Genomic DNA, 1931 nt, shown 5'->3' with positions numbered 1-1931 from the left:
GCAGTTGATGCGCCGGACCGCTTCGTCCATCAGGGCAGGGGTCATCGTCATCTCAGCCAGACCATTTCGGTAGCTTGATCCGCTCCCACGCCGTACCGTCGAAGCGGGCGACACTGGTCAGGCCGAAGGCCCACAGCGCCTCCGCGACGCCGTCCACCGTGTTGATGTCCTTGAACACGGCGGTCGGGCCGGTCGTGAGCTGCCGGATACGGCCGTCGCAGACAAAGACGCCGCGCGGACCGGCATAGCTCGACAGGTAGATCTTGTCCCTGAAGCGGGTCACGCTGTTGAAATCCGGTCGGCCCTCGCAGGGGACGAGCGTGAAGCCCTGGCGGGCATTGCCGCGCAGCAAGGTTCCCTCGCGCCCACAGATCCAGACCGTGTCGGCATCGTCCACCAGGATGTCGTTGAGGAAGACTGCCGTCGGCACGGGAACTTTTTGGGAGCGTGTTCCGTCCCAGTGGTACACGGCACCGTCCTGGCCGCACATGTAGACGTCGTTCACGCTGCTGCCGTCGATGCTCATGAGCATCAGACCGCCGGTGAAGAGAGCGAGGCGACGATCACTCTCAGCTTTCTCGTCGGGGTGGGCCTCCCAGTAGGCATCCAGCTCGGCGAAAGTCGCTCCCTTTCCTTTGATGGCGAAGGCCCAATTTGGATCCACGTAGTCATTGAACAGCGAGAGATCGAGCGGAGTCCACCGACCATCTTCTAACCGACGGTAATTTTGCCCATTATCACCGCAAGCCAAGAGCACACTCCCTGCTTGCCGAATGGCAGCGATACGACCGGTCTTCTTCTTGAGTTTCAAACTGCCATCAATGATCGGCGCGCTCTTAAATGAAGGCTCGGGAGAGAAAATTGTTCCATTAGACGATACGTAGACTGCAATTCGCCCCCCTTCAGGGCGATGATATAAGGCTATATGCTGAGTAGAAATAGGAACATCGGCATGATCCCACAAACCTTTGCTATACTGATATATGCGGGTAAACGAATCGTCAATTTCATTATCTTCTGGAATGCCGGACGCATAAAAAACATCACCTGTGATGGCGCAAGTCCGAGGAATTTTGTAATTTTTCATTATTTTGCTCCATTTAGTGTATAGTAGAGGATTGATTAGCGAGAGCAGGAATTGTGTATGAGGATGGAGGAAATCGAGAATCTCCATATGTACGCCCGAGCATATTTGGATTTACACTTTTAAGTTCTTGATCGAATCCTGCTTTTATTTGTGATGCGCACTTGCGGCGCGCAATGATCATTTGTTTTTCGCTGACCCGACGTATCTCTCTTATGGGTGAGGTTCCTTTGGGATATGATGGGGTGTCAGGATGATCATCGCCAAGTTCTTCGATTTCTCGATCAACCTGATGAGCTACCCAGTGTTCTGAACCTATATTCTCCTTTTGCCCCCTAACGCAAATCGACATGCCATCCCAATATCCCGCAAATCCATTGATTCTTTTTATGCCAATAATCCCCTCATTACGACTTCCATAGCGCTTGACTTGATCGGGCAAGATGTGATGCGCTTCTCCATCAATACAAGCTTTCGAACAAACCTTCGACATTTGCCGGTAGGGAGCAACGACGCAGGGACATTCATCCGGCCTTCGCGACGTACGCGCCCCGGTGAAGATCTTGACCAGCACGCCACCGATCAAAACCGCCCCGGCCCGTGCCCCGTTGATCAGCGGCGGGATCAGAATCCGCCCGCCCTGGATCACCGCTCCGGCGGCGCCGACCGAGGAGGCGGGGCCGGCAAACGAGGTCGCCTCGGGCGCCGCGATGCCGACCCGCCGGCCGTCGTCCATCAGCGGCACGATCGCACGCGGATCCGCGACCTCGGCCTGTTCCATGTCCTTGGTGTAGGTCAGCTTTCCGTAGGTGTTGCGGTGGTTCATCCACCACTCGTCGTCGTGGCG

1 protein-coding gene and 1 pseudogene are annotated in these 1931 nt (G+C 55.7%); both read right to left on the bottom strand.

The features are described from left to right. Window positions 1-52 precede the first annotated feature (52 nt). A complete protein-coding gene (locus tag VQ03_RS32810; RefSeq protein ID WP_157063994.1) occupies window positions 53-1087 on the bottom strand; it encodes a beta propeller repeat protein in 1035 nt (344 codons plus the stop codon). Window positions 1088-1100: 13 nt separating this feature from the next. Beyond that, window positions 1101-1931, bottom strand: a pseudogene (locus tag VQ03_RS32805) (hypothetical protein); the annotation flags it as partial.

The organism is Methylobacterium tarhaniae (assembly GCF_001043955.1).
Lineage (GTDB): Bacteria > Pseudomonadota > Alphaproteobacteria > Rhizobiales > Beijerinckiaceae > Methylobacterium > Methylobacterium tarhaniae.
The sequence above is the reverse complement of the archived record's forward strand: the minus strand, read 5'-3'. Positions and strand labels throughout refer to the sequence as shown.